8 protein-coding genes are annotated in these 19,635 nt (G+C 54.3%); 2 read left to right on the top strand and 6 right to left on the bottom strand.

The genetic code is table 11. The features are described 5' to 3' along the window. The first annotated feature begins 92 nt into the window (after positions 1-92). The gene (locus LF95_RS21095) at positions 93-1,013 is read left to right on the top strand and encodes an NAD-dependent epimerase/dehydratase family protein (protein ID WP_073957188.1); all 921 of its coding nucleotides are present in this window, start codon (positions 93-95) and stop codon (positions 1,011-1,013) included. A 16-nt stretch (positions 1,014-1,029) separates the two neighbouring features. Here LF95_RS21095 and LF95_RS21090 read toward each other — a convergent pair whose 3' ends face one another. From LF95_RS21090 to LF95_RS23580, 6 genes are all read right to left on the bottom strand, one after another. Beyond that, positions 1,030-4,509 carry an error-prone DNA polymerase gene (locus LF95_RS21090; RefSeq protein ID WP_083607879.1) on the bottom strand — a complete coding sequence of 1,160 codons (3,480 nt, stop codon included), beginning with the start codon at positions 4,507-4,509 and terminating at the stop codon, positions 1,030-1,032. A gap of 7 nt (positions 4,510-4,516) precedes the next feature. Continuing rightward, complete coding sequence (locus tag LF95_RS21085) at positions 4,517-6,232, bottom strand: Y-family DNA polymerase (protein WP_073957187.1); 1,716 nt, start codon at positions 6,230-6,232, stop codon at positions 4,517-4,519. Then, a complete protein-coding gene (locus tag LF95_RS21080; protein ID WP_073957186.1) occupies positions 6,132-6,914 on the bottom strand; it encodes an ImuA family protein in 783 nt (260 codons plus the stop codon). Before LF95_RS21080 ends, LF95_RS21085 begins: the two co-directional genes overlap by 101 nt. A 110-nt stretch (positions 6,915-7,024) precedes the next feature. Continuing rightward, positions 7,025-7,795, bottom strand: coding sequence for a LuxR C-terminal-related transcriptional regulator (locus LF95_RS23590; RefSeq protein WP_073957185.1), 771 nt, complete (start codon positions 7,793-7,795; stop codon positions 7,025-7,027). 41 nt (positions 7,796-7,836) lie between these two features. Continuing rightward, positions 7,837-8,607: a helix-turn-helix transcriptional regulator gene (locus tag LF95_RS23585; protein WP_073957184.1), complete on the bottom strand. Its 771-nt coding sequence runs from the start codon at positions 8,605-8,607 to the stop codon at positions 7,837-7,839. A gap of 86 nt (positions 8,608-8,693) precedes the next feature. Then, entirely contained in the window at positions 8,694-9,464 is a 771-nt protein-coding gene (locus LF95_RS23580) for a helix-turn-helix transcriptional regulator (RefSeq protein WP_073957183.1), read from the bottom strand. A 380-nt stretch (positions 9,465-9,844) separates the two neighbouring features. On the opposite strand from LF95_RS23580, the gene LF95_RS23575 reads away from it, so the two are divergent. Continuing rightward, the gene (locus LF95_RS23575; protein ID WP_073957182.1) at positions 9,845-19,543 is read left to right on the top strand and encodes a bluetail domain-containing putative surface protein; all 9,699 of its coding nucleotides are present in this window, start codon (positions 9,845-9,847) and stop codon (positions 19,541-19,543) included. Positions 19,544-19,635 lie beyond the last annotated feature (92 nt).

Genomic DNA, 19,635 nt, shown 5'->3' with positions numbered 1-19,635 from the left:
ACAAGCCTAGTGATTTTAGGGGTGACGAGACGGGCCCCTGTGTTAAGAACGCAGTCTTGGCTGGTCTGATATTTTGGGGATAGGGGGTTGTTTTGAGCAAGATTTTGGTGACAGGTGGCGCGGGTTTTATTGGCCGTTATACATGCCGCGCACTGGGTGCTGCCGGACACGATGTGACAATTTACGATAATTTCAGCAATGCCAGCCGTGATGGCCTTGAAGGTTTGGGGCGCATTCTCGAGGCGGATATTCGCGACCGGGCTGCCTTGAAGGATGCCGTGATGTCGGCAGATCATATCGTGCATTTGGCCGCCCTTGTCAGTGTGCCGATCTCGATTGAAATGCCCGCACAGGTATTTGACATCAATGTCGCGGCAACCGAACAATTGTTTGATGTATGCCGGGAAACCGGTTTTGCCGGACGGGTGATCTATGCCAGCTCCGCCTCGGTTTATGCCAATGACCTGCAAGGCAATTTCCGCGAGGAATGGGCAACCGGGCAGGGGCTGTTATCGCCCTATGCGTCAAGCAAATTTATCAACGAAATTCAGGCTGGCATTTACCACACCTGTTACGGGCTTAAAACAACCGCCTTTCGGTTTTTCAATGTGTATGGTGCGGGCCAGGACCCGAAAAGCCCTTATAGTGGCGTAATTACCCGTCTGCTCGAAGCCCGGGATGAAGGCAAGAAATTTACCATTTTTGGCGATGGTTCGATCACGCGGGATTATATCGCGGTGGAAGATATCGCCGGGGCCATTGCCTTGTTGGCCGGTTTTGACGGTACCGCGCCCCGGGTAATGAATTTGGGCACCGGACAGAAGACGACCTTGACCGAACTGGTTAACGCCTGGCAGGACGCCACCGGACAGGCCCTGGATTATGACTATGGTCCGGCCCGGCCGGGGGATCAGCAACATAGCTGTGCCGATATTGGTCTGGTGCGCAAAATACTGCCGGACTGGCAGCCGGTGTCGCTGGGTGAAGGTTTAACGCGCTGGGTCGGGCGTTAAGTTCATTAAGGTCGCTTTAGTGAAAATCATGGCTGTCAATTTTCAGGCGGCTGGTTTTGGCATGGTCCTGTTCGTGACGCTGGCCCAGATCCTCCAGTTGACGGGTTGTGTCGGGGGCCGATGGTTGGGGGGATGTGGGGGATGTCCCCGTATGGGCGGGTACGCCCGTACCTCCGGTGCCGGTAGCCCAGCGCAGGTTGCGCGGATGGCCGCCGGACTGGCGGCTGATTTTGGTATTGTCACTCAGGCTTTGCAACATGCCGGAAAGATCAACCAGTTTTTCCGCGACAATGTGGGTAACATTGTCCTTGCGCTGAAACCGGCCCGAAACGCCCAGCAGTGTTGCCGTCATCACCTCGCGGCGGTGCTCTTCCATCACCTTGGACCAGACAACCAGATTGACGATGCCGGTTTCATCCTCCAGCGTAATAAAAACCACGCCGGAGGATGTGCCGGGCCGTTGCCGGACAATGGCAAGCCCGGCATGGGTGACTTTATCGCCATCACGGGCGGCATTCAGGTCAATCGCGCGTTTAACCCCCGCCATTTGCAAGCTATCACGCAGCAGGGTTAGCGGGTGCCCCTTAAGCGACAGGCGCAGGCTGGCATAATCTTCGATAATTTCTTCGCCCGGCCCCATGATGGGCAGGTTTACCGCCGGTTCCGGCCCAAATTCGGCGGAAACGCCCATATTGTGGTTAAAGTTTTGTGCCGCTTCAAACAAAGGCAGGGCAGCGGGGGCCTTGCGCCCCTTGCCAAATCGTTTAACCGCCCACAGGGCCTCGCGCCGACGCAGGGCGAGGGATTGAAACGCATCGGCCTCGGCCAGTTTTTCCAGCGCGGCGGGGGACAGGCCGGTTTGGCGGGCCATCAGGTAAATATCCTGGAAACCGCCAATCGGGCGATTGGCAATCAGTTTGGTGATTTCAAGTTCGGTTAAGCCCCGCACCTGCCGAAACCCCAGGCGCACCGACAAATACCCCGATGAACGGCCCATTTCGCGTTCCAGGCTATTGTCCCAGAAACTGTAATTCACATCGACTTCCAGCACCCGCACCCCATGATTGCGCGCATCATTAACCAATTGTGCCGGGGCATAAAACCCCATTGGCTGGGCATTAAGCAGGGCACATAAAAACACATCGGGATGATGATGTTTTAACCAGGACGAGGCATAAGCCAAAATGGCAAAACTGGCAGCATGGCTTTCGGGAAAGCCATAATCGGCAAAGCCCTCAATCTGTTTAAAGCAGCGTTCGGCAAAATCGGGATCATAGCCATTGCGCAGCATGCCCTTGATGAATTTGTCGCGATGTTCGCCAATCGTGCCGGTGCGTTTGAAGGTTGCCATTGCCCGGCGCAAATTATCGGCTTCACCGCCGCTAAAACCCGCGCCGACAATCGCAATCTGCATGGCCTGTTCCTGAAACAGCGGCACGCCTTCGGTACGTTTCAAAACCGCTTCCAGTTTATCAGACGGGTAATCGACTTTTTCCCGTTTCATCCGCCGCTGCAAAAACGGATGCACCATGCCGCCCTGAATGGGGCCGGGGCGGACAATGGCGATTTGAATGGTTAAATCATATAAACATTTGGGTTGCAGGCGCGGCAACATGCTCATTTGCGCACGGGATTCCACCTGAAAGGTGCCAATGCTGTCTGCCTTGCACAGCATGTCGTAAACGGCCGGGTCTTCCTTGGGCAGGGAGGCAAGGTCGTAATTGATGTTCTTGTGACGGCGCAGTTCGTCAAAGGCCTTGCGAATACAGCTTAGCATTCCCAGGGCCAGCACATCGACTTTCAGAATGCCCAGGGCGTCAATATCGTCCTTGTCCCATTCAATGGTGGTGCGGTCTTCCATCGCGGCATTGGCGATGGGGGAAAGTTCGCATAACGGCCCGCGCGTAATAACAAACCCGCCCACATGTTGCGACAAATGGCGGGGAAAACCGGTCAGTTCGCCAGCCAGGCGCAAAATCGCCTGCATGCGGGCTTCATCGGGGTTAATGCCGGACTGGCGCATCATGGCCTCATGCGGGCCTTTGCTGCCAGACCCCCAGATGGTTTTGGTCAGTTTGACAATGCTGTCTTCGGACAGGCCAAAAACCTTGCCAACATCACGCAGGGCACTGCGCGACCGATAGGAAATGACCGTGGCCGTCAGCCCGGCGCGGTCACGCCCGTAACGCTGATAGATGAATTGAATGACTTCTTCGCGGCGTTCATGTTCAAAATCCACATCAATATCGGGCGGTTCGCGCCGGGCGTTGCTGATGAAACGTGAAAATAGCAACTCCACCTTTGCCGGATCAACCGAAGTAATGTGCAGGCAAAAACACACCGATGAATTGGCCGCCGAGCCACGACCCTGGCATAAAATGCCCTTTGAGCGGGCAAAGGAGACAATGTCATGCACTGTAAGAAAATAGGGGGCATAACCCAGCTCGTCGATCAGGGCGAGTTCCGTCTTTAACAGGCCTTCCACCTTGGCGGGGATCCCATCGGGATAGCGTTGATGCGCCCCTTCCCAGGTCAGGCGGGTCAGGCGTTGTTGGGTGGTTTCGCCAGAACCATCATTTTCATCGGGATATTCATATTGCAGTTCGCGCAAATGAAAGCGGCATTGTTGGGCGATTTCAACGCTGCGCTCCAGCCAGTGCGGATGATCGGGGAACAGGGCCGCCATTTCCCGGGGGGATTTGATATGGCGTTCGCCATTGGGAAACAGGCGGTATCCGGCATCCTCGATCCGGCAGTGATGGCGAATGCAGGTAAGCACATCCTGCAACGGTTTACGGGACCGGATGTGCATATGCACATCATTGGTCACAACGACCGGAATGTTCAGGCTTTTTTCAACATGCTCGGTAAAGGCCAGCCTGTGGGCATCAAATCCGTCCATAAACCGACCCACCGACAGCCATAAACAGTCCGGGAAGTGGGCTTTGAAACTTTCAAGATGGCTGTAAAATTCATCATCGGGCACCTGGGGCGGCACGGCAATGAACAGCAACCCTTCACGATGTTCGATCACATCATTCAGATAAAGTTCGCATTCGCCCTTGGGCGCACGGCGTTTGCCCAGGGTAAGAAGGCGGCATAACCGGGCATAGGCCTGCCGGTCGGTAGGATAACACAAAAGCGATGGGGCATCGCCCAGATCCAACCGGCAGCCAACAATATAGTGCAAATGATCCTGCCAGGGTTCATGGGCGCTAAACCCCCGCACAATCCCGGCCAGGCTGTTCCGGTCGGTTATCGCCAGGCCGTATAATCCCTTGCTCGCCGCCGTTAAAACCAGTTCTTCGGCATGGGAGGCCCCGCGCAGAAAGGAAAAATTGCTGCTCACCTGAAGTTCGGCATATCGCGGACATTGTGATGTATCCCCCTGAAAAATCGTGTGGGTCAGGTTGCGGTTCGGCAGCGGCGTTTCCCGCTGGTTGTTTGCGGTTGCCGTGCTGGTATTGGTTGGAAAGTTTTGGCGATGATCAACCATGCAAACCTCAGGCAAACAGGCCATGAACCGACCATAAATCCGGGTCGGGCAGGGGAAGCGTTGCAGGGCGGGAGAATGAAAAATCCGGCTGTGTTGAGGGAGGATGAGGCGGCGCGTTTTCGTCCTCAATATGCCGATCCCGCCGGACAAGCTGGCGGCAAAGCCACAATTGGCGGCCTGTCTGATCCTGAATATGGAAATAGTCGCGGGTTTCCTCGGCCAGGGCGAAACCCACCTGATCCAAATGATGCCACCATTCGGGGCAAATCCGTTCGGGTCCCTTCAGGTTCTCAATCTTCAGGGCCATGCGCCGCCAGCGTATTTCAAGGGGTAGGCCATTGGCGGCACGGGAAATAACTTGAACTGGCTCTGGCGGGTCAATCAGCCGTATCGGGCGTGCGGGCAGGGGGGATTCTGCCAGGCGCGGGCATGTTCCTTTGGCGGAAACAGGTTTTTTACCCACGGCCAGTTCCGGCAGGTGGCTGGCATGGTGGTCCGGGCGATAAAGATGGTCTTTGGGGCCCAGGTGATGACCAATACGGTCAAACAATTCGTTTAAGGCGATATTGTCGCAGGTGGTGTGATGCTGTGCCTCAAGGCTGATTTGGCGAAAGGCGATGTTTTCCACCCACGGGGCAAAGACAATCACTTCCTCGATGCCAAAGCCGGTATCAACACCGGGCAGCTTTTCGGCCAGAAGATGCAATAAATGCGGGGCGGACTGGCAGGCGCTGCTGGTGGTGATGGCAACGGTATGGGTGTGCCCGTCCACCCGGATGCAGCGCAAAATGATCCGCCGCAATCCTTTGTGATGGGCTTGCAAATCCTGGCACAGGGACTGCACAAGCTGCGTGATGGCGGCTTCAAGATTGGCGGCATCGCCCAGCGGTTCGCCATATTGCTGGCGTATAAGCCAGGGCTGGCTGGGTAAATGAAAATTCAGATGTTCGGGCAGGCGGCCATAAAACTGGTCCAGCCTTTGTAAAACCTCCGGCCCCAGCCGGGTGGTCAGGGTCGCGCGGGGCAAATCGGCCAAATCGTGAATGCGATGAAGACCCAGCCGGTGCAGGGTCGCCAGCGTGGCTGTTGATAAACGCAGCCCGGCAACCGGCAATTGCCGGGCCTTTGCATGATCCGCCGGGAGCGAGAGGGTCCGCAGGGGCTGGTCGGTCAGAAATTGCGCACAGGCCCAGGCCGCCCCGGCGGTATCGGCCATGCCGGTTTGGCAGGCAAAGTCCATATGGCGTAAATCCCGTTCGATTTGCGCCATCAGGGTTTCCTCGTCACCAAACAGGTGAATACCGCCCGTCATTTCCAGCCAGAAACCGTTTTGCCCGGCCAGGTTTTCGCGTGCCAGTGCCCGGTCCGCCGCAATCCAGGGGCTGTAACGGTCCAGGTGGCGCATGATCCGGGCCTGATAGTGTTCATAAAGGGCTGGTTCTTCGGTAATATTGATAAGGTCCGGCACAATGCTGCGGGCTTCGGCCAGGCGCATGGCGGGCAATATGCCCAATGCCCGGGCCTGTACCGTTAGGCCACACACCAGCACACCCTTGTGGTCATTTCGGGTGACGACAAAGGGGGGCGTTTTGGCCGGTGAAACCCCGGTTTTTACCGCATCCTCAGGCGTGGACCGGGTATCGGATTTCAGGGATGGCGTGTGGTTTTGGTGGCAGTCGGTTTTCCAGTAGGGCAGCCACAGATATACGAAGCGTTGCTTCATCGATACAGACTTTCCAGCTGGCCGGTCGAACCCCGCGTCCCCCGATCAGGCTGAGTTTGCGATAAATGCCATGTGGCGTGATGTGCCAGCGCGACCATGCTGGCGATGGAGCAATTTTTTGCCCGGCCCGGTGATGGCGCAGCACAATCAGGCGGCAGGACCCTGCCTCGCAGGCCAGTTGCAGGCGGCGTGCAGTGGTCAGGTCGTAGTCGGTTGTTTCTAATATGATATTGCCAATCTGCCCGGATTTGGCGGCTTCCTCGCAGGTCCAAAGGGCGGTTTGCTGCTGGTCAATATTCATCATCACCAGCTCGGGTTGCGGATTGGGCTGTTTTGCAAACAGGGCAGGGGCGTAAACCTGGCCCTGATCCAGCGCCTTGCGGTGCTGAACCCATAACAGGGTGGCGGGTTTGCTTTGTTTGGCAGGCTGGTGAATATGGGGTGTGAGACCGGCCATATACCAGGCTAGGGCCGATGCCCCACTGTCACGATGTTCGGTCATAATTTCGTGCAGGCCGGTGGGCATCAGGCCGCCAGCTGCGAAATGGTTGCCAAGGTCAATACCATTGAAGGCCTTCCGGATCAGCGCCGATTGCCCGCCATTGACACAGGCAGCATGGCCTTGCCAGTGTTTTTCGGCCCGCAAAAGGGCCGCGCGTGCCTGTTGCAATCGGCTGGTCATGGAAGTGTGCCTGCTAAAATGTTCCTATTTTGTTCCTTTTATCTAATAACGCATGGGCCAGAGTCAAGATGAAAGCCTGATCTATCTGCGAGGGGAGGGATAATCCTGCTTCAGGGAGTGATAAATCCCTGCTTGATGGCAGTCACAACCGCCTGTTCCCGGGTCCGGGCATTCAGTTTTGTGCGACAGTTGCGCAAGTGCATTTCAACAGTAACACGGCTAATGCCCATCCGGTCTGCAATGGCATCATTGCGCAATCCTTTGCACAGCCAAAGCAGGCATTCGCGTTCCCGTGGGCTGAGTGCGGGATAATGCGTGATTCTCTCTCGTACCAGGTGAACATCTGTTTGGTTAAATTGATGATCAAGTTCCTGGTACCGCTGTTGTAAGGCGTGGGAAGCGAGAATTAGGGTGGTTTCCTTGCCGCGATAGAATTTTGAAAATTCTTCCGTATCCATTGTATTGGAAATTACCATGGCGCTTAATTGCTGCGGCATGGGGGGCATTCCCGGAATGACCAGCCCGGCAGTTGATTCCGTTTCACCAAATTCATTGAGTATTTGTCTGGCTTTGGACGAAAGGGTAACGGGGAAATTGGTGAAGGGCGTCTCAAATTTTCTGGGTGTAATATAGGCTCGGGCAACATCGATTAACGGATCGCAGCTGCCATAATTGTTGTCCAGATAATGGTGCATCCACCAATCGGGAAGGGTGGTTAGAAAAACAATGCTGCCATCCGGTTTTTCAAAGCCATAGGTGACTTGACGGGCTCCGAACTTTCTGAAAAACCGCAAGCCAGCCTGCCAGGCGGCAGGCACATTATGGGCATTCTCAAGGGCGTTTAACAGATCATAGAGATCGTTATTCGGGTCCGAGATCATCTCTGCTCATTGTCAGTTGGTGAAAATCAAAGCCTGTGGTTTCATGGGGTAATGAACCCCTGTTTTATAGCCGTCACAACCGCCTGTTCCCGGGTGCGGGCATTCAGTTTTGTACGACAGTTGCGCAAGTGCATTTCAACGGTAACACGGCTAATGCCCATGCGATCTGCAATGGCATCATTGCGCAATCCCTTGCACAGCCACAGCAGGCATTCGCGTTCCCGTGTGCTAAGGGGAGCGTAATGAATGTCTTTTTGCGATGCCAGATGGATCTCTGGCTGGGACAATTGCGGGTCCAGTGCCTGACATCGTTGATGCACGGCATGGGCGGCAAGAACAAGGACATTTTCCCTGTCGCGATAGAATTGCGAAAATTCCTGCGGGTTCATTGAATTGGCAATATTGAAACCGCTGACCTGCAATGTCGAGGGTGTCATTGTGGGAATGACAAAACCGGCATTTGCCCCGGTGTCGCTATATTCCCGAAGCATCCGGGTGGCTGGTTCGGACAGCGAAATCGGGAAAGTGCCGGATCTGGTGTCAAACCGGGTTGGCGTGAAATAAGCGCGGCTAATGTCGGCGAATGGGTCCACGCTGACATAGTTATTCTCGAGATACCGGTTTATCCACCAGTCGGGAACGGTGGTGAGAAAGGCGATACTGCCATCCTGTCTGCCACGGGCATAGCTGATCTGGGTGCCGCCATATTTTTGGAAAAAAACAAGCCCTGCCTGCCATGCGTCGGAAACATTCAGCGAATTGTTCAGGGCATTTAACAGATCAAAAAGGTCGTTATGCGGGTTCACGCTCATCCCTGTCATTCCGGCAAAGTTGCAAGCCTGTAGTATTCCCTGTTCTTTGATCAAACCCGCTATGTCACAGCCCCGGGAAAGAGTATTTAAGGCGTAATGAAACCGCGTTTGATGGCGGTCACAACGGCCTGTTCCCGGGTGCGGGCATTCAGTTTCTGGCGACAGTTGCGCAAGTGCATTTCAACGGTAACACGGCTAATGCCCATCCGATCTGCAATGGCATCATTGCGCAACCCCTTGCACAGCCACAGCAGACATTCGCGTTCCCGCGGACTGAGAAGCGGGTAATAGCCGCTTTTTTGTGGTGCCAGATGAACATCGGTTTTGGAAAGTTGCGGATCCAGTTCCTGGCAGCGTTGATGCACGGCATGGGCCGCAAGGGCCAGGGCATTTTCCTTGTCGCTATAAAATAGGGAGAATTCGTGCTTGTTCATTGTGTTCGCAATGTTGAAGCCACTGATTGTCAGTGTCGAAGGTGTCATGGTCGGGATGACAAATCCGCTACTCGAGCCGGTTTCGGCAAATTCCTGAAGCATTTGGGCCGCTGATGCTGACAGGGAAACTGGCAGATCAACTGCTTTGGTATCAAACCGGGTTGGCGAGAAATAAGTGCGTCCAACGTCAATGAACGGGTCCAGGTCGGCATAATCATTGTCAAGATAATAGGTCATCCACCAGTCCGGCAGGGTGGTGAGAAAGACGATGCTGCCATCCTGCCTTTCATGGGTATAGGTAATTTGATTACCCCCATATTTCCTGAAAAAGACCAGTCCTGCCTGCCATGCGTCTGGAACATTCAGCGCATTGTCCAGCGCATTTAACAGATCCAAAAGATCGTTATTCAGTTGAAGAGCCATCCCCGCCATTCCGGTAAAATTGTACACCTATGGTTTTCCATAGATTGTTTCTAAGAATTTATAAGACGAAAATAACCAGGCTTCCAGAAAAAACGGGGTATTTGACTGCAAAGGTATAATGAAGAATTTGCTTCATTTCCGCAGTTTTCAGTCTGGATAAAGTAATTGCTGTATCTTGGTATAGAATGAAGACCCTGAAGAATAGTTCTCAAAACTATACTTTAGGGGTGTTTGTGAAAAAGACCATGCGGTCGACTTCACAAACCTGCGAAACGGATTGATCGGTCTTTGGGACATGAGGCCGATTATCAAAACAGGCATTCGGGGACGTGTTTGAAAAGTGTTTGAACGCACTTTCAGCAAAAACGGGAAATTTCGTTATGACTTCAAATATGAACAGTGTTGATGCGTCTGCACAAGCAGTCGTGGGTGAGCTTGTCGCTGCAATTGATCGCGATACCAATGCAGCCTTTTTGGCAGGTCATTTTCTGCCCTCTATTCGTGTTGCACATCAGGATGTTGATTTTGATGTTTTTGCAGGGCAGCAAACACGTGAAATTGAAATTCCCCGGGGCCGTAAGGCGTTTTTGGAATTTATTGCCGACTGGCAAAAGAAATATCAGGCCAACCTTAAGCTGGGTATCGTTTCAACGCTGATTTTGCCGCTGGCTGCCTGTGGCGGCGGGGGAGGTGGTCTTGGTAGTGCTTTTGGCGGCGGGTCCGGTGGGCGCGTGGTCGACGGTTATATCTCCGGGGCAACCGTTTCGCGCGTGAATGGATCGGGCAATACCGTAACCACCGATGCCAATGGTAATTTCACCGGTTTGACGGGCTCAGGTGCGATCCAGATCACCGGTGGTACCGACATTAGCACCGGCCTTGCCTTTAACGGCAAACTGACGGCACCGGATGGTTCGACGGTGGTGACACCACTGACAACCCTGGTGCAAAGCCTGATTGATTCAGGTGAAACCGAAACCGATGCCCTTAATGCCGTCAAGGCGGCTTTTAATGTTACAGAAGATCTGAAAACGGTGGACCCGGTTGCGACCAACAATACCGAGCTGTTCAAGGCCGGGGTTCAGGTTGCCAACATTCTGACGATGGGGGCCAAGGCCATTACGGGCGCTTCCGGGGGGCAGTCGGAAGCTGATGCCATTAAATCTGTGGCTGATGCGCTGGCGGCGACATTAAAAGGGGTGAATACGACCGTAACCCTTGACAGTTCGGCGATTAACAACGTGCTGCAAAATGCCGGGGTGGATACCACGCTTTCGGGCGACACGGCCTCGATCATTTCGGCCAGTAACACCAATATTCAGAATGCCGCGACGACTGACGATATTGTCAAAAGCCAGTATATCGCCCAGGGCGAAGCGGCAAATGCTATTCAGGAAGGGGCGGCATCCGGCAGCCTGTCGCAAACGGCAGCCGAATATGATGCCGATGCCCAGGCGGCCAAGGCGCAGAATGTTGCGCTGAGCAATGGCGGGGTCGGGTCTTTTACGGTTTCGGTGACAGAACAGGGGGCACTGTCTTTTACCAACCTGCCGACATCGGGAAATATCACCCTGACACTGGACGCCGAGGGTGGCGGGTCCGTGGTTTATAACGGCGGCACGCTGACCATTCCTGATACAAATACTGTTACTTCGCTTGATCTTTCAGGTGTTGGTCGCCCTGTAATCATCAATGATTTTGGTGCCGTCACCACCCTGACCGGCGCAAGTGATGCGCGCACCACCATTGTCGGATCGTTCCAGACCCTGCGCGATTTCATCCCGACATCGGATGGGGACAGCGCGGTGACGGGCCTGTTTACATTCCGTATTACCGGCATTTCTGATCTCGATGAAAGTACCAACAGCGATTTTTACACGCTGGTCAGTGATATTAAAGCGGCAGAATCAACGGCGCAAATTGCCGTTGTCGGCGCCGAAAATATTGATTTCACGATTACGGCAACCAACCTTGCCGAATTTTACAGTCTGGCGGCAACGGGAACGGGCACGATTTCGCTGACCGGGGCGACGACAGGAAATCTGGCCGCATCGGTTGCAAAACTTGCCACAGGAACAGGCGGAACGATTTCGGCGGAAGTCTCAAGCGGCGATACACTTGCGCTTTCCAAAACGCTGTTGGGCCGTTTATCCGCGCTCGATTTCAATGTTGATGACGGCACCATTAATTATAGTGGTGCCACCAGTTCGGCGCTTACCGATGACCTTGCCAAGATTGATACGACGGGCCATAGCGTTGTGATCAATGTGACGGGGGCGATGAATGAAAGTTTCTCCGTTACCGATGACCAGCTTGCAAATCTGGGACATTTGACCGCCCAGGGTACCGGAACCATCACGATCACCAGCCTTGACAATGCCGATGATATTTCGGCCATTCAGGCCAAGCTGACAGTTGCAACGGGATCAACGATTTCGCTGGTGGCCGCCGCAGACGAGAACATTGCCATTACCAAAGCCCAGCTTGACCAGATCGCAACCCTGACGGTGAGTGGCACCGGCGAAATTGCCTTGAGCGGGGCGACCAGTGCGGACCTTGAAAATGATTTCGGGCAGCTTTCAGCCGGTAGCGAGAAAATTTCGATCACCGGGGCATCCGGCGAGAATTTCAGCCTTACAAAATCCTTTATCGACCAGCTTGCCCATTTCACCACCACGGGTTCGGGCAATCTGAACGTAACTGACTTGACGGCCGCCGATCTGACGACCGACCTTGCCAAGCTGACGGTTGATGGCACAACCTCGCTTACAGGTGCTGCGGGTGAAGATTTTGTCTTTGATAAAACCTTTCTTGATAACTATGCCGCCTTTGCCGCAACGGGTGATGGTACCATTACCTATCAGGGCGCTGTGGCGGCTGACCTGCAAAAGCTGAGTGTCGTTGACGGCACGATTTCCGTTTCCGGCGCGGAAAATGAAAGTTTCAGCCTGAGTGAAGCGCAATTGACCGATTATGCTGCGTTCGAGGCAACCGGCAGCGGCACTGTAACGCTCACAGGCGTAACCGCGACCGGCGTTTCGGCGGCGATTGGCAAGGTGACGGTTGGTAGCGGTATTTTTGCTGTGCACGCCGCCTCTGGCGAAAATATTGTTCTCTCGCAGGCTGAATTTGCCCAAATCGACAGCATCTCCACGACGGGTAGCGGCAATTTGACCCTGAATGGATATAGCGCATCCTCGTTAAGTGATGTGATTACCAAAACATCGGTTGATGGCACCCTGACCGTGAATGGGGCAGCCGGGACTAGTTTTGTCATTACGCAAAATGACCTGGATGATGTTGATGTCCTGAACGCCACTGGAACAGGCGATGTGACGCTTTCGGGTGTAACAGGGCTACGTCTTGCTGCTGCCCTGTCCGCCATTTCAGTCGAGACTGGCAGCTTTGCCATCACCGGGGCGTCGGGCGAGAGCTTTACGATTGCGGAATCTGATTTGGCCGAACTTGCCAGCCTTGAAGCAACGGGTGATGGCAATATCGTTCTGAACGGGGCGACGGCCAGCGGTCTTGAGGCGGATCTGGCGAAACTCTCCGTTACCGAGACTGGCGAATTGACGGTGAACGGGGCCGATGGTGAAAACCTGTCCGTCACCAAGGCGCAGTTGGATGATCTGGCAGCCATTAATGTTGCCGATGGCGGAACACTGACCATCACCGGGCTGACCGGGGCGGATTTTGCAGCTGACCTTGCCAAAGTTTCGGCAAATGGCGGGCTGATTCTGTCTGGTGCAGAGGGTGAAAACTTTTTGATTTCCAAGACGGTTTTGGCAGGCATCAACCAGTTTACCGTTACCGGTTCGGGCGGCGTGACATTAACCGATGTGACCGCAGCGTCCCTGACTAACGATGTCGCCAAAATCACCGTTGATACGGGCAAGATAAGCATTATTGCCGCCGATGGTGAAAGCCTGACCCTGACCCAGGCGGAAGCGGCCTCCTATGGGTCGGTTGAGGTTACGGGAACGGGTAATATCACCGTTACCGGGGTTTCGGGCGATGTCAGCGCCGTTCTGGATAATCTGACTGTTGCGAGTGGAAGCATCAGCATTTCTGCGGCGGCAGATCAAAATCTGTCGATCACGGAAACGGACCTGGGCAAGCTTGGCGGGCTTGCCGCTACCGGCACCGGCAATATTACCCTAAGCGATGCCAGCAGTGCGAATGTCGCCAGCGATTTGGCAAAACTTTCCTCTGAGACCGGTACTATTTCCATCACGGTTAGCGAGAGCGATACCTCCGCTGTCAATCTGACCTATGAGGATATTGCCGGGAAAAATGTGGCGATTAATGCAACCGGTGACGTCAATGTGACGGTTGCTGAAAGTGGTGATTATGATTTCAGCACGCTTTCGGGCACTACCGTAAAGCTGGTGTTTGATACCACAAATGGCGATCTTACAATCGGTGAGCTTGACCTGAATGGCATTGATGAAATCGAGGTGAACGGGGCCGGAAATGTCATCATTCAGGCCGAGGATGTGGATGGACTGACCATCAATTTCTCCGCCAATGGCAGCGGCAATGTTATCGTGGCGATCCCGGAAGGCACAACAATTGATCAGTCCGGGCTGAGCGGTGATGTCGAATATCAGTCCAGTGTGACCTACAATGAAAGCGGTGTTGCGCTTGATGGATATCTTGCCAATGCCACCGTCATGCTGGTGGATGGAAATGGCAATCAGGTAGGTCAGCAGACCTGGACGACCGATGAAAACGGTCATTACAGCATCAGCAATTTCCAGTTTACCGGCATTCTGCCCGAAGATGTCGCCGTGCGCATCACCGGCGGGACCGATCTTACGACCGGTCAGTCCTTTGACGGGGAGTTGCTGGTTTCTGCCGGGCAAAATGCCACCGTTGCCACCGGTCTAACCGCGGTTATGCACCATCTTGTTGCCAGCGATGCCGCTGCCGATAGTGCGGCCGCCCAAAGCGACGTGATTGCCGGTTTTGGCCTGGATGCAACGGCGCTTTCTGGAACCAACTTGTTAACGACAGATCCCGTCGCGACAATAACGTCGGACAGTGCCACGGCTGCCGAAAAGGCAAATGCCGCGTCCTTGCAAATTGCGGCAACCGAAGTTCTGGTCGTCACCAGCGAACTTGCCAAGGCGTTGCAGCCCGTGTTGCACAATGGCGGGGATGAGTCCAGCCTTGGCGAAATCTCGCAAGTAATCATGCGCCAGATTGCCGCCGCCATCGAAAATGGGACAGAAGTTGACTGGACCAATGGAACGGTTCTGACCGACCTGATTACCGCGACTGGCAATGCCATTGTTGGCAGCGAAAACTTTGATGGTAGCCAGACAGTTGGCAGTAATAACATTCCTTTAAGTACGGTGTTTGCCGAAATTGCCGAACTGGTGGGCAATACCATCAGTGCGCTTGACCAGTTGCAGCCAACATCATCAGAACTTCAAAACCCGACCGATATTGATGCCCTGTCCCTGCTGATTTCCGCGATTAAAATTCAGTCGGCAGCGGGTTCTACCCTGGCAGATCTGATCAATGATTTGTTTGACGGCAACGGCAACTTTCAGGATGCCGCCTATGATGCCCTTGTTGCCTATAACGACAATTTTGCCACCAACCTTGAAGCTGCACTGTCGGATGTTGCAATTGGTGAATTGATTGATGGCACCATTATGGGGTCGTCCGGTGCCGATATTCTCGATAACGGTGATGCAGGTGGTGCATTCTTTGGCTATGGCGGTAACGACACCATTACTGGCGGAACCGGCAATGATACGCTGATGGGCGGTGAAGGGAATGATTCGCTTGCCGGGGACAGCGGAAATGACGTTCTGCTGGGTGAAGAGGGCAATGACACCCTGACGGGTGGTGCCGGTGTTGATACCCTGATGGGGGGGGCGGGCGATGACCGCTTCTTTATTGATGGGGATGGCGATACCCTGATCGGCGGCGATGGGAAGGACCGCTTCTATCTGACCTCGGCGGCGGACCTTGCCAATGGCCTTACACTTTCTGGCGATGGCACATCGGTGGGCAATACCGGGCAGGACCGGCTGATTGTTCAGCTTGCCGATAGCGGGGGAGCGCAGGCGGTTGATCTGACAGCCAGCAATGTGCAAATTGCCGGTATCGACCGAATTGATGTTGGATCAGATGTCGCCGGGCTGACCATCACGCTGGATCATGCCCTGGCATCGACGGCGGATAATAACCAGGACGATATTCTTGGCGATATTCGCGTTAACAGTCGCGTATATGTGGATAACGAAAGTGAAATCGGCGTGACGGCATCGGCGATTTCCAATGACATTATTGTCGATGGCCGTGGGCTGGAAGCGACCGACAGCCTGTTTTTTGACGGCGAAGTTCATGTTGGACAGAACGACGCCAATACCGGCCTTGAAACCTATGGTGGCTTTAGCGGTAATGACACCGTTTATGGCGGCGCGGGTAACGATACCCTGTTTGGCGGGGCGGGCAATGACCGGCTGTATGGCGAGGACGGCAACGATTACCTCGATGGGGGCGATGGTGATGACCGGCTTTATGCAGGCAATGGGATTAATACCCTGATTGGCGGTGCCGGTGCCGACCGTTTCTATATCACCAACGTTACCGATGCTGTTGGCTCGGTAATTGACGGGAACGGTGGATCATCGACCGAAGGTGCCAAGGTTTCCAATGACAGGCTGATCCTTGATCTGGCCGAAGGAGGCAATGTCGATTTCAACAATGTCACGGTTAGTAATATTGACCGTATCGATATTGCGCAGGACGCTGCAGGGCTGGAACTTGTTCTGGACCATGATCTGGCAAGTACGGCGGATGCCAATGGTGATGGCAACACAGGTGACATTCGCATTACCAGCCGCGTTTATGTGGATAATGAAAGCCAGATCGGCCTGACATCATCGCCCATCACCAACGGCATTTTTGTCGATGGGACTGCGCTGGAAGGAACAGACTCTTTGCAGTTTGATGGCGACGTTCATGTTGGACAGAACGACGCAGATACAGGCCTTGAAACCTATGGTGGCTTTAGCGGTGATGATACGATCCTGGGCGGTGCCGGTGGAGATTTCATTGCCGCAGGCGATGGCGATGACCGCATGAACGGTAATGATGGCGATGATGTGCTGTTTGGCGGCAATGGATCGGACCGTATTCATGGCGGTGCCGGCGTGGATACCCTCATCGGCGGTGCTGGAACCGACCGGCTTTATATCGACCAGGCCAGTGACCTTACGGATGGCAGCATCATTGTTGGCGGCGATTACGACGTTGATAATGACGTGTTGGGCACGGCAGAGGCCGATACTAATGATCGTCTGATTTTCGCTCAGGCCTCAGCTTATGACCTGAGCGATAGCAACCTCGGAAATCACAATATCCAGATCGCCCAGATTGACCGCATTGAATTTCGCGATAATGCGTCCGGCTATGAACTGGTGTTGGGGGATGGCGTTGTTTCCACGGCAGATGCCAATGGCGATGGCATCCTGGGCGATATCCAGATCGTCTCGCGTGCCAGCGTTGTGGACGGGGAGACCGAAACCGATGTTCCCATGACCGCCGGTGTGACTGTGGATGCCCGCAATCTCTCGGCCAGTCAGTCCATTCATTTTCAGGGTGAAATTCTGATCGATGATGAAACCAGCCTGGCATATGGCGGTTTTTCCGGTGATGATCGCATTCGCGGGGGCTTGGGAAATGACACCATTAATGGCGGGGCTGGCGATGACCGGATTTATTATAACGGCGGTTCCGACACCCTGATTGGCGGCACCGGACGGGACCGGTTTTACATCACAACGGCGGCCCTTGCGGCGGGTTTGATGATTGATGGCACCCTGGAAGCCGCGACAAATGACCGTTTGCTGCTTTCCGCAGCGGGCAGTTACGACCTGAGCGATCAGGCGCTGAGTGATGGCAATGTGACCATCACCCATATTGACCGCATTGAATTGCGCGATGATGCACCGGGCAATGTGTTGAAAATCGGTGCCGGACTGGCATCGAGCGCAGATGCCAATATGGATGGTACAGTTGGCGATATTTCGGTGGTCAGTCGCGTCTATGATAATAATGATGTTGATGTCCCCTTCACCAATGATGTCGTTATCGACGGGTCGGAATTGACATCGGAACAAAGCCTGATTGTTGAAGGTGAAGTGCGCAATGACCCCGTGGATGGCGATTATGGCGGCTTTAACGGCAACGATACCATGATGGGCGGTGCCGGGAATGACACCCTCGAGGGTGGAAACGGCGACGATACCCTGATCGGCAATGGCGGCGATGATTACCTGACGGGAGGCAGCGGTGCCGATGTGATGTCTGGCGGGGCGGGCAACGATATATTTGCCATGAGCCTGGGCGGCGATGCCGTGACCGTTGAATATCCGGATTACACACCGGCTCAGGGTGATTACTTCGAGGTGGTGATTGACGGTTATGCCTATGGCGCGCGTGCCGATGAAAGTGAAACCTCAATCGACAGCGTTTTGTCCGACATTGCCAGCGTGATCAATAGTGACAGCGGGCATAATTATCATGCCCGGGTGCAGGACGGTGTTTTGCAAATTGCCGGTGTGGATGCCAATGTAACGGTTGATGCGAAAACCTATGCCCAGGGGGATGCCTATAGCCAGCAGCCGACCTCGGAAGATCTGTTTGCTTTCAGCTTTACCGATACCACCATGCCGGAACCGGGCGACTTCCTGCGCCTGACGGTGGGGGATGAGGTTTTTCAGGTTCAGATGAGCGACGGGGACACCCCGGGCAGCCTGCTGTTCCAGCTTGCCACTCAGATTTCTGCCAGGGCTGAAGCTGCCTATACATTGGATGAAAATGCTGATGTGGTGGATGCCGTTGCCCTTGATACGGATGGTGATAGCGAAAACCTGCCTGATCGTCTGTTCCTGCACATCCCGCAGGGGGAAACGGTTGATTTTGATCATTCCGGCACCATTCGCGCCACAAGCGGGTCGGTATTTATCGAAACCGATGCTGGCGACAGCTTTAATGTGGATGTTGCCGCTGATTCCGGCACGGCCCAAACCGGGACGCTGACCCTTTCAACTGATGATGCGGATTATGTTGCAGGCAGCTTCCTCTCGGCCGTGCTGACCATTACGGCAAGTGGTGGCGGAACCGAAACAACCTATGTTTCAACGGCCGTTACGGCGGGGAATGCGGCCAAAAGCATCCAGGACTTTATCGACGAAATCAAGGCGCAGGATGCCGCGAGCGCCCGCGCCGATGGGGATGTCAATGCAACCTTCTTTGACAGCATAACGGTAAATGGCGGTGCGATTGAATTTGTCGGCAAGGAAGTCGGGTCCAGTTTCAGTTTTGATGCCACCTTCCTGGGCGATCTGGGACCAAATTCGTCCTATATCGACCCGGCACAGGGCGAGAATGATACCTTTGACGCTGTGATCTTTGATTTCGAGGATTTTGGTAATTCCGTTTCGTCCCTGACCGATCACGGTACCTTCGTGCTGGCGATTGACGACTTCACCCTGACCCAGCCGGTGCAGGAAAATGATACCCTTTCGGACATCATTTCCCGCTTTGCCGACAGTTTGCGCAGTTATGGATACACCGTCGGGGTCGAGGATGACACCAACCTTTTTGTTGCGTCTGACGAGGCGATAAACGGCCATTCCATTGCCGCCTATCAGGCCGGTTCGGAATCCGACAATGGTGTTGAAGATACGGCAAGTGTGGCATCCGACAGTATTGCTTCCATGACCGATGTGATTACCGACTTTGTAATTGGCGAAGACAAGTTCGATTTGTTTGCCTTGGGCGGCGGGCACATCGTTCCGACCGGGGTCTCGGTGGGCGATTCAGTCTCTGTCACCACCTTTGACGAAAGCATGTTTTCAGGGCTTGAGATCGGTAACGGGGCGGCAATGTTTGTCCAGGCGACCGACAGTGTTGAAGACCGAACATATCTGGTTGTCGATAACGGAGATGGGGCCGTTAACATGTCCGAAGACCTGTTTATCAATGTGACGGGGATTACTGGCGACATCAACACTGCCAGCGTTTCAGATCTTTTCTATTCGGAAACATAAGGCCGGACCCGAAATTGGGGGGCAGGGGGTGGTATTCTTGCCCCCTGTCATTTTCGGGGACGAACAGTCTTTGCCTGTAACTCAGACAGAAT

Origin of the sequence: Thalassospira sp. TSL5-1, assembly GCF_001907695.1 — a bacterium.
Classification (GTDB): domain Bacteria; phylum Pseudomonadota; class Alphaproteobacteria; order Rhodospirillales; family Thalassospiraceae; genus Thalassospira.
Note: the sequence above shows the minus strand (reverse complement) of the source record. Positions and strands in the feature narration are given on the sequence as shown.